At 70.5% G+C, this 12,781-nt stretch carries 14 protein-coding genes; 8 read left to right on the forward strand and 6 right to left on the reverse strand.

Translation table 11 applies throughout. The annotated features are described in order from the left end of the window. Positions 1 to 131: 131 nt before the first annotated feature. The 5 genes from QFZ64_RS01120 to QFZ64_RS01140 all read right to left on the reverse strand — a co-directional run bounded on the left by QFZ64_RS01120 (position 132) and on the right by QFZ64_RS01140 (position 5,492). A complete protein-coding gene (locus QFZ64_RS01120) occupies positions 132 to 1,337 on the reverse strand; it encodes an acyl-CoA dehydrogenase family protein (protein ID WP_307061321.1) in 1,206 nt (401 codons plus the stop codon). A gap of 35 nt (positions 1,338 to 1,372) precedes the next feature. Continuing rightward, complete coding sequence (locus tag QFZ64_RS01125; RefSeq protein WP_307061323.1) at positions 1,373 to 1,867, reverse strand: flavin reductase family protein; 495 nt, start codon at positions 1,865 to 1,867, stop codon at positions 1,373 to 1,375. Between the two features lie 178 nt (positions 1,868 to 2,045). Beyond that, positions 2,046 to 3,386 (reverse strand): CdaR family transcriptional regulator, encoded by a 1,341-nt coding sequence (locus tag QFZ64_RS01130; RefSeq protein ID WP_307061325.1) that lies wholly within the window; start codon positions 3,384 to 3,386, stop codon positions 2,046 to 2,048. A 191-nt stretch (positions 3,387 to 3,577) separates the two neighbouring features. Next, a complete protein-coding gene (locus QFZ64_RS01135; protein WP_307061327.1) occupies positions 3,578 to 4,513 on the reverse strand; it encodes an NADP-dependent oxidoreductase in 936 nt (311 codons plus the stop codon). A gap of 82 nt (positions 4,514 to 4,595) precedes the next feature. Further along, positions 4,596 to 5,492, reverse strand: coding sequence for a dioxygenase (locus QFZ64_RS01140; RefSeq protein ID WP_307061329.1), 897 nt, complete (start codon positions 5,490 to 5,492; stop codon positions 4,596 to 4,598). Positions 5,493 to 5,615: 123 nt separating this feature from the next. Between QFZ64_RS01140 and QFZ64_RS01145 the strand changes: the two genes are divergently transcribed. Continuing rightward, positions 5,616 to 6,086, forward strand: a complete 471-nt coding sequence (locus tag QFZ64_RS01145; RefSeq protein WP_307061331.1) for a MarR family winged helix-turn-helix transcriptional regulator — start codon at positions 5,616 to 5,618, stop codon at positions 6,084 to 6,086. Between the two features lie 54 nt (positions 6,087 to 6,140). Here the strand turns inward: QFZ64_RS01145 and QFZ64_RS01150 are convergent, their stop codons facing one another. Then, entirely contained in the window at positions 6,141 to 6,566 is a 426-nt protein-coding gene (locus QFZ64_RS01150; RefSeq protein WP_307061333.1) for an FCD domain-containing protein, read from the reverse strand. Positions 6,567 to 6,793: 227 nt separating this feature from the next. On the opposite strand from QFZ64_RS01150, the gene QFZ64_RS01155 reads away from it, so the two are divergent. The 7 genes from QFZ64_RS01155 to QFZ64_RS01185 all read left to right on the forward strand — a co-directional run bounded on the left by QFZ64_RS01155 (position 6,794) and on the right by QFZ64_RS01185 (position 12,754). After that, entirely contained in the window at positions 6,794 to 7,636 is an 843-nt protein-coding gene (locus QFZ64_RS01155; protein ID WP_307061335.1) for a fumarylacetoacetate hydrolase family protein, read from the forward strand. 41 nt (positions 7,637 to 7,677) lie between these two features. Beyond that, on the forward strand, positions 7,678 to 8,604 hold the full coding sequence (locus QFZ64_RS01160) for a VOC family protein (protein ID WP_307061337.1): 927 nt from the start codon (positions 7,678 to 7,680) through the stop codon (positions 8,602 to 8,604). Between the two features lie 6 nt (positions 8,605 to 8,610). Then, a complete protein-coding gene (locus QFZ64_RS01165) occupies positions 8,611 to 9,204 on the forward strand; it encodes a hypothetical protein (RefSeq protein ID WP_307061339.1) in 594 nt (197 codons plus the stop codon). A gap of 189 nt (positions 9,205 to 9,393) precedes the next feature. Further along, positions 9,394 to 10,149 carry a CoA transferase subunit A gene (locus QFZ64_RS01170; protein ID WP_307061341.1) on the forward strand — a complete coding sequence of 252 codons (756 nt, stop codon included), beginning with the start codon at positions 9,394 to 9,396 and terminating at the stop codon, positions 10,147 to 10,149. Further along, entirely contained in the window at positions 10,149 to 10,802 is a 654-nt protein-coding gene (locus QFZ64_RS01175) for a CoA transferase subunit B (protein ID WP_307061343.1), read from the forward strand. The genes QFZ64_RS01170 and QFZ64_RS01175 overlap by 1 nt, the downstream gene beginning before the upstream one ends. A gap of 675 nt (positions 10,803 to 11,477) precedes the next feature. Next, positions 11,478 to 11,921 carry a MarR family winged helix-turn-helix transcriptional regulator gene (locus QFZ64_RS01180; protein ID WP_307061345.1) on the forward strand — a complete coding sequence of 148 codons (444 nt, stop codon included), beginning with the start codon at positions 11,478 to 11,480 and terminating at the stop codon, positions 11,919 to 11,921. A 206-nt stretch (positions 11,922 to 12,127) separates the two neighbouring features. Then, positions 12,128 to 12,754, forward strand: coding sequence for an NAD(P)-dependent oxidoreductase (locus QFZ64_RS01185; protein WP_307061347.1), 627 nt, complete (start codon positions 12,128 to 12,130; stop codon positions 12,752 to 12,754). The last annotated feature ends 27 nt before the right edge of the window (positions 12,755 to 12,781 follow it).

The following is a 12,781-nucleotide window of genomic DNA, read 5'->3' on the forward strand; positions in this document are numbered from 1 at the left end:
TCCTTCGACATCGCATGGACCGTATGAGCTTGATCGCGGCCGACCCGCGAGCGGTCACGCGTCCCGGGCGCATCGATCGACCGGGCCGGCCGTGTGGGCGGCGCGGTGAACCGGCCGCCGGCGGGACTGCCTCACACCAGTGCGGAAACCGTGCCGCGGATCCCGAACAGCGACTTGCCGTAGATCTCGGCAGCCACGTCCGGGTTGAGGACGGCATGCCGGCCGGCGGCCTCGACATCACGCCAGACGCGCTGCAGCGGATTCGACTCGCCGAAGCTCGAGGCCCCCTGGGCCGAGCACACGATGCCGACCGCCTCCCGGGCGAGCACCGCCACCCGTCCGGTGTCCATCCGCATCCGGGCCCGGGCGTCGTATGCCGGGAAGCCCTCGGCCTCGTCGATGTCGGCGGCCGCGCGGAAGGCGTGCAGGTGAGCGGAGTCGGCGAGCGAGGCCGCGTGCGCGGCGGCGAGTTGGATGGTGGGGGCCTCGGCCTGGATGCTGTAGCTCGTCAGGGTCAGGCCCCGCTGCGGCGCTCTGTCGAGAAGGATGTCGACGGCGGCCGTGGCCAGTCCGAGCTGAGGCCCGGTCAGGACCAGCGCGGTGACCGGCACGAACGGCGCCCGGTACAACGCCTCGTCGGTGAAGGGCGTGGCGTAGCGGCCTTCCACGGCGTCGGGTACGGAGTGGAAGCGGTGCGCGGGCACGAACACGTCCTCGCCGACCAGGGTGTTCGACGCCGTCCCCCGCATGCCCGTCACGAACCAGGTGTCCTCCACGGTCAGTTCCGGCATCGGCACCAGTACGATGCCGACGCCGTCCGCCGTGCCCTCCGCGTCCGGACGCCTGACCCCGAGGATCGCCCAGTCGGCGTGCGCACACCCGGAGGCGGGGGACCAGCGTCCGCTCACCCGGTACCCGCCCTCGACCACCTCCGCTGTGCCCATCGGTGTGACGACGCCGGCGACCCGGGCGGCCGGGGTGTCGGCCCAGACGTCGTCCTGGGCCCGGGCGGGGAAGAGTCCGACGAACCACGCGTTGGCGTTGAGCAACGAGGTCAGCCAGGCGGTGGAGCCGCAGGCGCGTCCGACCTCACGGCTGACCTCCAGCAGGGTGCGGAAATCGGTCTGCAGACCGCCGTGGCGGACGGGCCGCATCAGCGAGAGCAGTCCCGCCCGGGCGAGGGCGTCGATGTTCTCGGCGGGCACCATGCGTGCGCGGTCGGTCTCCTCGGCGTTGCCGGAGATCAAGGGGCGCAGGGCGGCGGCGCGTTCGACGAGTTCGGCCCGCAGGGTGCGCATGGTGTCGGCGGTGCGCGGGGCGTGCGTGGTGGTACTCATCATCGTCACTTCCGTGTCGGTCGGTGGGACGGTGCTCAGCCGGCGACGGCGAGGCCGGAGTGGGTGCCGAAAGTGCGGCGGGCGTAGACCAGCGGGGCCGTGGGGGTCGATTCGGCCTCCTCGACGCTGACGACGAGGAGGATGTGGTCGCCGCCGTCCACGTGGCGCTCGACGTGTCCCGCGGTCCAGCCGGCGGACTCGGGCAGGTGGGGAAGCCCGGCGCGGACAGTCCACGTGACGTTGTCGAACTTCGAGCCCGGCCCCTGGGAGCGGCGGGCGAACGTCGCGGCCAGGTCCTGCTGGTGGGCGCCGAGGATGTTCACTCCCACCGGGGCTCCCGGTGGGAGATGGGGCAGCAGCCCGGAGGAGCGGTCCAGGGCGAAACTCACGAGCGGAGGAGCCAGGGAGAGCGAGGTGAAGCTCGACACGGTACTGCCGTGCGGTCGCCCGTCCACGGCTGTCGCCGTCACGACGGTGACCGGGGCACAGACCCCGCTCATCAGCTCGACGAAGGTTTCCTGGTCGATCATCCCGTGCCTCCTGGTGGGCTGGAATCGGTGCCGCGACGCGCGTCCCGTGCACCGGCGGATACGGCACAACGAAGTCAACTCCGCTGCTCAGGCGGGAGCTTGGTCCGCCGGCCGAGAATTCTGGTCCCCCGCCGGTCTGCCGGACCGAGGTGTCGGCCGGCGACGCGCACACCCCCACTCACCGGTGAGGCGTGCGGGGCAGGAGGACCGCGTCGCCCAGCTCCTCGGCGAGGGCCAGGGCGGTGTGGAGGGCGAAGCGGCGGTTGTCGAGGTCGTGACCCAATACCTCCTGGGCCCGCTTCACCCGGTAGGTCACGGTCGCTCTGGCCACGTGAACGCGTCGGGCGACCTCCAGGAGGCTGCGTTCGGCGCCGAGGTAGTGGTACAGCGTGGTCCGCAGTGCCTCCATCGCCGCGCCGGGGCCGGCGAGCGCGCCGAGCTCCCGTTGTACGAAGTCGGCGGCCGCCTCGAGATCGGTGGCCAGGAGCGCGAGGGCGGCGACGTCGGCATAGGCGGTGGCCGGCCGCGCACTCCGGCCCGCCTCACGCCGCAGCCGTTCGACCCGCTCCGCGCGCTGGGCCTCACGGTGCGAGCGGACGAAGCCCGCGACACCGGCGCCCGGGGTCCCGAAGGCCGCCTGCACCTGCCGGCGCGACAGGTCCTGTGCGAGGGTCTCCCGCGGACCGTCCTCGCGTGTGCCGTCCGCGGGCACGGCGCCCCATGCCCACACTCGCCCCGCGGCCACGGGAACGACCAGTGTCGCCGTGCCCCCGTGGGCCCGGAGCACCTCGATCGCCGCCGCCTGCAGGGCGGAGCCGACGTCCGGCGAGTGGGACCACACCACCACCGCCTGATGCGTGCGCCGCAGGTTGTAGCCGAGGACTCGGGACGCCTCGTCGATGTCCACTGCCGGGGCATCGCTGAGCAGGGAACGCACGAGGCCGGCCCGTGCCGCGGCCGCGCTGGTGCTCCACACCTCGTGCTCCGCGAGGTAGGCGCGGATCATCGCGTCGGAGAGGTCGTCGACGTAGGAGAACAGGTCCCGGGAGACGGCCGTGACCTCGTCGACCGCCACATCCGGATCGACCAGCTCGGCACAGGCCCGCAGGAACGCCTCGGTGGTTGCCGCATGTCCGATCCGGACACCCTGCAACACGCGCTCCAGCGGGATGGCCCGGTGGACGAACTCGCGGATGCCTTCCAGCGTCGCCTCACCGACAGGCAGGACGGCGACAGGGCTGTCCGCCAGGGTGGACAGCGCCTGCACGGTGGTCGCCTCATTGCCGCGACGCAGCAGTTCGATCGCGGCCGGGCTGCCCCCGAGGTGCGGTACCTCGGCGACGATCCGTTGCACGACCACGGTGCTCAGCTCGATCGCCCAGCACACGGGAGCCCGGCCGAGTCGCGCGACGGCGTCCTCGATCACGGTGCGCGGGGAGGCCGCTCGGCCGAGATCGACCTCGCCCCGCGGGCCCAGCCGCGCGAGCCAGGCCCGTCTCGGCCGACTGGTCCTGCTCACGCCGTCCCTCCTCGGACACTCCGGCGGGCTGCCCCATATACCGACGGTCTGCGGCACGTGCGTCGGAGCGAAGGCCGACGACGGAGCCGAACAGGCTGTCCCCGCCGCGGAGTGACGGCTGGGACGTGGCCGCCGGCTGCCCTGCGATCCCCCGCAGCGGGGTGCCGCACATGGCCGGCGGCCGGGCTCGGTCAGGGAGCGAGCAGGACCGTCTTGCCGGACAGCCGCCCGGCTCCGGCATCCGCATGCACGGCGGCCAGCTCGGCCAGCCAGCGGCGGGTTGCGACGTGGGTCCGGACCGTGCCGGCGTCCACCTTGCCGACCAGCTCGGCCAGCTGCGCTCCGTCACTGCGGACCCACAGGCTCGCACTGCGCACACCCCGGGAGGCATCCTCGGGAACCGGTCCGGCCGTGCTCGCGGCGACACCGCCGTCGGCGACGTAGGCCGTCAACCGCGCCAGCTCGTCGGGGGAGACACGCACGTGGTTCACCACGACCTGGAACGGACCGCCCACGGCGGCCGGTCCGGCGGCAAGGTCGAGGGGGCCGAGGACCCGGTGTGCGCCGTAGCCGCGGAGGCGCTCGGCATGCTGCGGCCCGTCCACCGCGGTCACCTTCGCTCCCGCGTCGACAGCGAGCTGTACCACCAGGCTGCCCACCCCGCCTCCCGCTCCGTTGACCAGGACGGACTGGCCGGACTTCAGCTCGGCAAGCTCGAACGCCGTCTGCCAGGCCGCCAGGCCGGTCAGCGGCAGGGCCGCGGCGTCGGCCAGCTCGATCGTCCGGGGCGCCGGGGCCAGGGACTCGGCCGCAACGGCGGCATACTCCGCGGCGCCACCGGCGGAATCGAGAGGCAGCATCGCCACCACCTGATCGCCCACCTGGAAGCCCGTCACGCCCGCGCCCAGTTCCTCGACCGTGCCCGCCAGGTCGATCCCCGGCACGTACGGGAGCGAGATCGGGATCATCTCGGCCAGGACACCGGCGCGGATGTGGTCGTCGACCGGGTTGAACGAGGTGGCCGCCACCCGCACCAGCACCTGTCCGGTGCCGGGAACGGGACGGTCGATGTCCTCGTAGCGCAGGACGTCACTGCTGCCGAACTCGTGGAAACGTATGGCCTTCATGGCATTTTCCTCCAGGATCTGACGGATGCCGTCGCCATGGGATCGAGGCGATCGGGCGGGAACGGGAAGCACGCCAGGGTGCTCAGGTCAGTTGCACGGACCGGATGGAGTTGCCCATCACCATGCGATCGATGCCGCTCGTGGCACTGGCCGGGTCGTCGGCGGCGCCGACGGCGACCAGCAGTGGGACGAAGTGCTCGGCCGTCGGATGGGCGATGGCGGCGCCGGGTGCCTTGGTGCGGTAGTCGGCCAGAGCGTCCGCGTCGCCCCGGGCCAGGGCGTCGACAGCCCACGTGTCGAAGGCCGCCGTGGCCGCGGCGAGTTCCGGTCGCCGGAAGACGGCGAAGCTGTGCGTCATGAAGCCCGAGCCGAGAACGAGAATGCCTTCGTCACGCAGACCCCGCAGGCGCGCCCCCAGATCGAGCAGAGCGTCGGGCTCCAGACCGGGCATCGACAGCTGCACGACCGGGATGTCCGCTGCCGGATACATGGCCATCAGCGGGATGAAGGCGCCGTGGTCGAGGCCGCGGTCGGCGAACTCGTGCACCGGTGCCCGGCCCAGCAGGCCCGACACCCGCCGTGCCAGGTCAGTGGCGTCCGGTGTGGCGTAGGGCAGGGTCTTGTAGCGGGGATGGAAGCCACTGAAGTCGTAGAAGAGCGGGGTACCGGCCGCAGCGCCGGACAGCGCGACCGGCGCCTGCTCCCAGTGGGCCGAGATCACCACGATCGCCCGGGGCTTCGGCATCGACTGCGCCCAGTCGAAGAGCTCACCCAGCCACTGCGGGTCATCGAGCGTGAACGGCGCCCCGTGACTGACGAAAAGGCCAGGCAGAGGACCGTCCGACGGATCCCACGTCCGCTGCCGGCGTGCCTGCGGCAGAACCCGCGCCAACAGGTCGTCGTAGGCCCCGGCGGGAGTGGCTGAGGAAACAGCGGAAGCCGGGCCGTCCGTGGAGGCCGGGCTAGGCATGCGGGTCATCGACTTCGACTCCTTTACTTGCCCAGGCAAGCTCCATGACTTGCTTGGGCAAGTGAAACGCTAACCCGTAAAGGCTTGCCCAGGCAAGTCATGTGATGTGCCTGGGCAAGTACGATGAGTCTCATGAACACCCAGTCACCCTGGCTCGACGATGACCAGCAGGCCCTGTGGCAGGCGCTCCTGACCGTCGTCATCGCCCTCCCCGCAGCCCTCGACCGCCAGCTGCAGCGAACCTCGAACATCTCGAACTTCGAGTACGGGGTGCTGGCGCGACTGTCCATGGCCGACGAGCACACGATGCGCCTCAGTGATCTGGCCCGGGACTGCGACAGCACCCAACCCCGCCTGTCCAAGGTGATGGACCGCTTCGAAGCCCGCGACTGGGTCGGCCGCCGACCCGACCCGGAAGACGGTCGATACACGCTGGCCACCCTGACCGACACAGGCCGGCAAAAACTCGTCGAGACCGCACCCGAACACGTCGCACAGGTCAGGCGGCTCGTCTTCGACCCGCTCACCGCCGCCCAGCGTCGCCATCTCGGAACCGCGCTCACCCGCATCGCGGCCACCGTGCGTCAGGAACTCGAATACTGAGAGCCACGCTCCCCCGCAGGGGGCTCCCGCCACCTCTGCGGTCAGGTGGGCAGGTCAGTGCTGTGCGGCGGGGCTGGTGTTGTGCTCGTGGATCAGCCGGAGTGCTTCGTCCCGGTCGCGTTGCTCGAGTGCGTCGACGAGTGCGCGGTGCAGCTCCAGGCGCTGGGCGATGTACTCGGCGAGCGGCTGCTCGACAGTGGGCGGAACGGACAGGGTGTGGTCTTCGATGAGTCCGAGCAGGCTGGTGCAGAGCGAGCCGAGCAGGGCGTTCGGGCTGATCGCGGCGATTTCCGTGACCCGTTCGGCGGCTCGTTCGGCCCGGCCGGAGGCCGCACCGCGGCCGGCGCCGTCAGAGCCCCGGCCCCCGTGGAGCGCACCCGAGGACGGTGCCCCGGAAGTGCTCCGCAGCTGCTCAGGACGGGTCCCCGTGGGGGAAGAACCGGCATTCGCGGGTGCGGGGCGCTTGGGTGTGACGGTCAAGACGACTCCTCCAGACTCATAATCATCATGCTGATTTTTTTCTCCACCCTCTTGACGCTCCGGCAGCGTCGGCGCAATATCAGGGTAATCATCATGCTGAATTGCTGGGTGAGCAAGGGCGCCGTTGCCTGCGGCAGTCGGCCTTCCGTCACTGCCGGCGGATCGAGCGGCCCGCTCCCTCACGCTGCTTCGGGCGGCCCTTCCTTTTCCTCCTCGGGAGACACCTCGTGCGTATCGCCAACCTCCGCGGTCGGCTGGCCCTCGTTGTCGACGGCAAGGCCGTCGACGTCGAAGAGGCCAGTGGCGGCAGCTTCTCCGCCGACCCGCAGGCCGTGTATGAGCACTGGGAAGTGTTCTGTGCCTGGGCCGCTGCCGCCGACCTGCCCGAAGGCGTGGTGTTCGACCCGGCCGAGCTGGGCTCGCCGGTCCCGGCTCCCCGGCAGACGCTGGCGATCGGCCTGAACTACCGGGATCACGCTTCCGAGTCCGGGTTCGAGGTGCCGGAAGGGCTGCCGCCGGTCTTCACCAAGTTCGTCACCAGCATCAGCGGTCCCGTCACCGAGGTGAAGTTGCCCGAGGGCGGCAACACCGACTGGGAGGTCGAGCTGGTGGCCGTCATCGGCCGCCGTGCCGAGGGAGTGTCGGAGGCGGACGCCTGGAGCCACGTCGCCGGGTTGACGGTGGGCCAGGACATCTCCGAGCGGGTGTCCCAGCTGGCCGGTCCCGTACCTCAGTTCAGCCTCGGGAAGTCCCGTCCCGGCTTCACCCCCATCGGGCCGTGGCTGGTCACGCCGGACGAGTTCGACAACCCCGACGATCTCGAACTGCGCTGCGCGATCAACGGCGAAGAGGTCCAGAAGGGCCGTACCCGCGACCTGATCTTCTCCTTGCCCGCGCTGATCTCCAAGCTGTCCGCGGTGCTGCCGCTGCTTCCCGGGGACGTCCTCTTCACCGGCACCCCCGCCGGCGTCGGTCTCGGCCGCGACCCGCAGCGCTGGCTGGCGGCCGGTGACGAACTCGTCAGCACCATCGAGGGCATCGGCGAGCTGCGCCAGACCTTCGTCGCCTGAGTCGAGCCGAACCCGCCGGACAGAGGAGTCGAGGAGTCCCCATGGCACTGCACCGTCTGACCTCCCTCACCGTGGGGGTCCCCGACGTCGCCGAAACGGCGGCCTACTACACGGACTTCGGCCTCGTTCCGGACGGCGACGGCTGGTTCACGACCCAGGACGCCGGCCGCCAGCTGCGCATCGTCCACGCGCCGACCCGCCGCCTGGTGGAGGTACGCATCGGCGTCGACACCTCCGACGACCTGGCCGCGGCCGCCTCGCGCCTGGAGCGGCTCGGCATCGAGGCCCTCGCCACGAACGGAACCCTGTCCGCGTACGACATGGCCACCACCGTCCGCGCCGTCCTGGAAGTCACCCCCCGCCTCACCCAGGACCCGGTGCCGGCCACCGTCTACAACGGGCCCGGCCGCGCCGAGCGCACCGGTTCCCGCGCCCCGGGTGTGCTGCGCACCGGCCGGGTACGGCCCCGCAAGCTCGGGCACGCCGTCGTCGGCACGACCGACTTCGACGCCACCACCGCCTTCTTCCGCGACGGGCTGGGTTTCAAGGCGTCCGACTACATCAAGGACCACGGAGCGTTCCTGCGCTGCTCCACCGACCACCACAACATCCTGGTCCTCACCGCGCCGGTCACCTTCCTGCACCACTCCGCATGGCAGGTCGACGACATCGACGAGGTCGGCCGCGGCGCCGCCGCCATGCTCCAGAACCACCCCGAGCGGCACATCTGGGGCCTGGGCCGCCACCACGCCGGCTCCAACTTCTTCTGGTACCTCAAGGACCCGGCCGGCAACTTCAGCGAGTACTACTCCGACATGGACTGCGTCGTCGACGACCAGCTCTGGACACCGGAGATCCTCGAAGGCGCCAGAGGCCTGTTCAACTGGGGCCCCCCGCCCCCGCCGTCCTTCCTCGCCCCCGACGATCTCGGCGCCTTGATGACCGGCACCCACAGCCCGACGAGGTAGAGCACCATGACAGACACGTCCGCCGCGATGCGCGAGGTCATCTGCGTCCTCGACCCCGACGAGGCCGCCGCACGCGACGCCCGCATGATCGCCGCGGGCGTCGGCCCCCGGCACGCGCTACCGCCCATCCCACCGCCGGTCCTGGGCGACGGCATCCTGCAACGCGGCCCCGACGGCGCCCGCGCCCCGCACGTCGGGCACCCCACCCCCGAGTACCGGCTCACCCACCAGGGCCGCACCGCCCTGCCGGACGAACTCACCGGCGGCTTCGACGTCCTGACCGACGGCCATGCCCCGCTGACCGCCCTCGACGAGACCGACCGCGCCTTCCTCACCGGCATCGGCGCCCACATCGTCGCCCTGTACGAGGGCACAGCACCACCCTCGGGCCACATCGACGCCCCCGGCGGCTGCCTGCCCCACCCGCGCGCGCACGGACACGTCGCCGCGATCGTCCGCCCCGGCTTCCACCTCTTCGGCGCAGCCACCGACGGCGACGGGCTCCACGAGCTGATCGGGCAGTTGCGCGAGCAGCTGCGGCAGCCCGCGGCCCCGGCGGTTCCCGTGCCCCAGCGCTTGCTCGCTGCCGCCGAACAGTAGCCGGGTACTCCCCGCCCACCAGCGCCAGCGCACGCACCGACCGCGGCGCACGGACACCGCATGGTCCCGTACGCCGCGGTGTCCCCGGCCGGAAACCGGGGGCACCACACGGCGTCCGGGCCCTGCCACCGCTGCCGCACGGCCCGGACGCCCGCGCGCGTCTGCCCGGATTCCTCGGAAGGACCATTGATGGACAAGACCTTCTCCTGCGCGGCCGATGCCGTGGCCGACATCGGTGACGGCGCCTCGCTGGCCGTCGGCGGCTTCGGCCTGTGCGGCATCCCGAGCACCCTCATCGACGCCCTGTACATCCACGGAGCGAGCCGGCTTCGGGTGGTGTCCAACAACTGCGGAACCGACGACCACGGCCTGGGCGTTCTGTTGGGCGCAGGCCGCATCGCCCGTGTCACCGGTTCCTACGTGGGGGAGAACAAGGAGTTCGCCCGCCAGTACCTGAGCGGCGAACTCGAAGTCGAACTCGTCCCCCAGGGAACCCTGGCCGAACGCCTGCGCGCCGGAGGCTGCGGCATCCCCGCCTTCTACACCCCGGCCGGCGTCGGCACCCCGCTGGCCGACGGCGGCATTCCCTGGCGTCACCATCCCGACGGAGGTGTCGCCGTCGCCTCACCGGCCAAGGAGACCCGCATCTTCGACGACCGGGAGTTCGTCCTCGAAACGGCTCTCACCTGCGACTTCGCGCTGGTCAGGGCAGCACGCGGCGACCGGCACGGCAACCTCGTCTTCGACAAGTCCGCCCGCAACTTCAACCCCCTGGCCGCCATGGCCGGCCGCATCACCATCGCCGAGGTCGAGGAACTCGTCGAACCGGGCGACCTGGACCCGGACGCCATCCACCTGCCGGGCGTGTTCGTCCAGCGAATCGTGGCCCTGACCGCACAGCAGGCGGCCGACAAGCAGATCGAGAAGAGGACGGTGACCGGCTGATGCCCTGGACCCGCAACGAGATGGCGGCCCGGGCCGCCGGCGAACTGAACGACGGCGATTACGTCAACCTCGGCATCGGACTGCCCACCCTCGTCCCCGGCTTCATCCCGGCCGGCGTCCATGTGGTGCTGCACTCGGAGAACGGCATCCTGGGCACCGGCCCCTACCCCTCCGACGACGCCGTCGACCCGTCCCTGATCAACGCGGGAAAGGAAACCGTGACGGTCCTGCCCGGTGCCGCGTTCTTCGACTCCGCCCTCTCCTTCGGCATGGTCCGCGGCGGCCACCTCGACACCGCGATCCTCGGAGCCATGCAGGTCTCCGCCAACGGTGACCTGGCCAACTGGATGATCCCCGAGAAGATGGTCAAGGGCATGGGCGGAGCGATGGACCTCGTCCACGGCGCCCGGCGCGTCATCGTCCTCATGGAACACACCGCCAAGGACGGCAGCCCGAAGATCGTTCCCGAGTGCACGCTGCCGCTGACCGGCCGGGCCTGCGTGCACCGCATCATCACCGACCTCGCCGTCCTGGACGTGACCGACCACGGACTCCTCCTGGTCGAAACAGCCCCCGGCATCACACCCCAGGACGTGGCCGTTGCCACGGCAGCCCCGCTCCACATCCCGGAACCGGCCGGCCTGCCCGAATGAGAACTTCCGCCGGCCCGGTGATCAGGGACAGCCACCGGGCCGGCGGAACCGGCATCCGAGCAGACCGCCCTGAGCTCCGCCCCGGCCGCGACCTGTCCGAGGCTGCCCTGCCTCACGGCCGGGGCGGATACGCCACCCCGCCGCCCCACCGCTGACATGTCGCTGACGGAGCGTCAGGAAAGTCGGCAAGCCTTCGGTATGAGTCCTGAAAAACCCGGTGCCCGGTAGGCGGGTTTCACCTCGTACGTCGCGTCCCGGGTGTTCACTCATCGCAGCTCCGTCACTCTCCGTCACAGACCCTCGTGCGGGCCGACCCGGCCCATGGACACTCCATGCGGCAGAGGATCACGCTGACGCGCATGCCGTTTCCGGAGCGCACCGGATCAGCGGGCGCGCATGGCGGTCCGTCGCACGGCCGGCGCACGAGTCGCCGTCCGGTGGCGGCGGCAGCGCCCTATCGATTCACCGGCCGCCACATTAGTCAGCTATTCTTAGTATCGTACGACGCGGCAACGCCCTGGGGGGCGAGGTTCCGGAGAGGGGGCGGACGGCGCGCGCGGAGGGCGGAAACTGTGCTCGCGCCGCCGGGGCCGGGCCGACGGCGAACCGGCACGGCGGTGCCGACGCGGGGCATGGACATCGTGGGATCAGGAGAGCGACGGAGCCAAAGGCGGCATGGACGACGAGCAGCGGGTGAAGCTTGGGGTGCTGTTGTTCATCCCCTATCGGTACGCCGAGAGCCGGATGTTCCAGGCCCTCCAGGACGTCGGATTCGACGACTGGACACTCACCCAGTGCCGGGTCTTCCAGTGCATCACCTCGGACCGTTCACGCCTCACGGACCTCGCTGACCAGGCACAAGTGACCAAGCAGAGCGCCGGTGTACTGGTCGACCAACTGGAACGCCTGGGCTACGTCCGCCGGGTGCCGGACCCCACTGACGGCCGCGCCCGGCTGATCGTGATCGAGGAACGCGGCCGGCGGGCCATCGAGGTGACCGCAGCCACACTCGACGAAATCCTCGCCGAGTGGAAAGCGTATCTGGGCACCCGCAACTTCGCCCTGCTGCACCAGATCCTGGACCAGCTCCGCGAGATCACCGACCCGTACGCGGGTTGATCCCAGCCGCACCGAACCGCGCCCGCAACCGGCTCACGCCCGCCCGGTTCACCTGGCTCAGCGGGTGTCGGCATGCCCCGGCGTCGCCTTGACTTTAGTCAGTTTTCATGACTAACGTTGGCGATCGGACCTTCACCGCAAACGGCGCGCCGGCATCGGCAGCGACCTGAGGAGGTTCGACTCAGCCTCGACAGAGAGCGAACGTCATGAAGTTTCTTGTCCTAGGAGCAACCGGTCGTACCGGCGTCCACTTCGTCAAAAAGGCACTCGATCAGGGACACCAGGTGACCGCCCTCGTTCGGAGGGCCGACGCCAAGGTTGACCCGCGTGCCCAGGTCATCAGCGGAGCCATCACTGATGCCGCCGTGATCGCGGCGGCGGCCGAGGGCCACGACGCTGTCATCAGCACGCTCGGAAACGCCAGCGAAGCCCCGACGCTGATCACCGACACCGTCCGCGCGGTCATCGCCTCGGCGAAAATCTCCGGCGTTGACCGATTCCTCATCGTGTCCGCCTTCGGAGTCGGCGACTCCCTCCCCAAAACCTCGTTCCTCGTACACGCCATTGTGAGCAGCATGCTCCGGAAGAAATACGAGGACAAGGTCGCGGCGGAAGCGCTCCTGAAGGCCAGTGACCTGAAATGGACCGTCGAATACCCCGGTCCGTTGAGCAACCGAAGCAACACCCGCTACTCCGCGACCGTGCTCGAGGATCTCAAGAAGCTGTCGCTCTTCCCCTCAACCGCTCGTGAGAACGTCGCCGACTTCCTCCTCCGCTCCGCCGTGGAAGACACCCACATCCGTCAGATCGTCGTCGTCGCCGACACCAAGTAGGTCACCGGGGCAGGGTTTTGGCAAAGC

The sequence above is a fragment of the Streptomyces sp. B3I8 genome, from assembly GCF_030816915.1.
Taxonomy (GTDB): domain Bacteria; phylum Actinomycetota; class Actinomycetes; order Streptomycetales; family Streptomycetaceae; genus Streptomyces.

Coding starts and splice junctions, on each gene's coding strand:
- QFZ64_RS01120 (WP_307061321.1), bottom strand. CDS start 1,337: ATGAGTACCACCACGCACGCCCCGCGCACCGCCGACACCATGCGCACC.
- QFZ64_RS01125 (WP_307061323.1), bottom strand. CDS start 1,867: ATGATCGACCAGGAAACCTTCGTCGAGCTGATGAGCGGGGTCTGTGCC.
- QFZ64_RS01135 (WP_307061327.1), bottom strand. CDS start 4,513: ATGAAGGCCATACGTTTCCACGAGTTCGGCAGCAGTGACGTCCTGCGC.
- QFZ64_RS01140 (WP_307061329.1), bottom strand. CDS start 5,492: ATGACCCGCATGCCTAGCCCGGCCTCCACGGACGGCCCGGCTTCCGCT.
- QFZ64_RS01145 (WP_307061331.1), top strand. CDS start 5,616: ATGAACACCCAGTCACCCTGGCTCGACGATGACCAGCAGGCCCTGTGG.
- QFZ64_RS01160 (WP_307061337.1), top strand. CDS start 7,678: ATGGCACTGCACCGTCTGACCTCCCTCACCGTGGGGGTCCCCGACGTC.
- QFZ64_RS01165 (WP_307061339.1), top strand. CDS start 8,611: ATGACAGACACGTCCGCCGCGATGCGCGAGGTCATCTGCGTCCTCGAC.
- QFZ64_RS01170 (WP_307061341.1), top strand. CDS start 9,394: ATGGACAAGACCTTCTCCTGCGCGGCCGATGCCGTGGCCGACATCGGT.
- QFZ64_RS01175 (WP_307061343.1), top strand. CDS start 10,149: ATGCCCTGGACCCGCAACGAGATGGCGGCCCGGGCCGCCGGCGAACTG.
- QFZ64_RS01180 (WP_307061345.1), top strand. CDS start 11,478: ATGGACGACGAGCAGCGGGTGAAGCTTGGGGTGCTGTTGTTCATCCCC.
- QFZ64_RS01185 (WP_307061347.1), top strand. CDS start 12,128: ATGAAGTTTCTTGTCCTAGGAGCAACCGGTCGTACCGGCGTCCACTTC.